This window comes from Micromonospora sp. M51, from assembly GCF_018070305.1.
Taxonomy (GTDB): Bacteria; Actinomycetota; Actinomycetes; order Mycobacteriales; family Micromonosporaceae; genus Micromonospora; species Micromonospora parva.
Genome location: NZ_JAGPXZ010001367.1, coordinates 1 through 710, shown reverse-complemented (window position 1 = coordinate 710; position 710 = coordinate 1). Strand labels below are relative to the sequence as shown.

Sequence of the window (710 nt, the reverse complement as noted above, 5' to 3'; positions counted from 1 at the left end):
GGGTGGGGTTAGACGGGGGTGGGGGCGAGGCCGTAGGTCAGGGCGTCGACCAGGGCGTGCCAGCTGGCCTCGACGACGTTCGGGTGGACGCCTACCGTGGTCCAGTCCCGGCCGCTGCTGTCGGAGGTCTCCAGCAGCACCCGGGTCACCGCGCCCGTGCCGTGGCTGCCCTCCAGGATGCGCACCTTGTAGTCGGCCAACTCGAAGTCGCGCAGCTGCGGGTAGTGCCGGGTCAGCCCCACCCGCAGCGCCTCGTCGAGGGCGTTGACCGGGCCGTTGCCCTCGGCGGTGGCGATCACCCGCTCACCGCGAACCCGGATCTTGACGGTGGCCTCGGAGACCACCCCGCCATCCTCGCGGTGCTCGACCAACACCCGGTACGACTCCAGGGTGAACGGTCGGGCCGGGCTTCCCTCGGGCAGCTCGGAGCGGACCAGCAACTCGAAGGACGCGTCGGCCGCCTCGAAGGACCAACCACCCGCTTCCAACTCCTTGACCCGCTTGGTGACCCGGGTCAGGGCGTCCGGGCTGCTGCCCAGGTCCAGGCCCAGCTCGCGGCTCTTCAGCTCGACGCTGGCCCGACCGGCCATCTCGGTGACCAGGATCCGCATGTCGTTGCCCACCACCGACGGGTCCACGTGGTTGTAGAGCAACGGGTCGACCTTGATCGCGCTCGCGTGCAGCCCCGCCTTGTGGGCGAAGGCGGCGGC

1 protein-coding gene is annotated in these 710 nt (G+C 71.0%); it reads right to left on the bottom strand.

Features of this window, described 5'->3' with window-relative positions; translation table 11 throughout:
* Positions 1 to 8 precede the first annotated feature (8 nt).
* Positions 9 to 710 (bottom strand): alpha-isopropylmalate synthase regulatory domain-containing protein (locus KBX53_RS34875; RefSeq protein ID WP_305798016.1); only part of this gene is annotated, 702 nt, incomplete at its 5' end.